This is a genomic window from Bacillus sp. FG16, from assembly GCF_057809515.1.
Genome location: NZ_JBMDKC010000312.1, coordinates 1 through 523 on the forward strand (window position 1 = coordinate 1; position 523 = coordinate 523).

The window sequence follows — 523 nt, forward strand, 5'->3', positions numbered from 1 at the left end:
AGGAATTTCATACAATTCACCTGGTTGTAGATTTTCCATAATCGCTTCTAAATCAATCATCGTATATTGATATTTTTTCTTACTTGCGCCATTTTTAAAAGTAAGGACCTCTTCATTTTTTTGAAACAGTTTGGTATTCATTTTGAGTCGAGATAGATAGTAAGCCCCGTTTTGTTGAATCGCATCTAGATCTCCCAAACTAAAATACCCTAAATCCCTTATACAGAGGTCTTGTAAATCTACGGTAGGTTGAACTACCTTTCCATAATTCACATCATTTTCTTTCGCAGGCCCCAATGCAACATGTAAAAACTGACCACTTAACAAATCATATTCTAATTGTATTTTTACCCCAGAAGCTTTCCCACTTCCACCTGAACCAGGATAAACAGCTGCGAGTTGATCGGAAACTTGAAATGTAGTGGCATCTAAAATACGAATACGCCGAAAGTATTCTGAAAAAGAAGAAGGTAGCGATAGAGTGGACAATAATTGTTTTTGTAAAAGTTGCGAGAAAAGCGAA

The 523-nt window shown here is 35.9% G+C and carries 1 protein-coding gene; it reads right to left on the reverse strand.

The genetic code is table 11. The annotated features are described in order from the left end of the window. The coding region (locus tag ACODS7_RS32485) for an IS4 family transposase (protein WP_488828674.1) at positions 1-523 on the reverse strand (523 nt) is incomplete at both ends.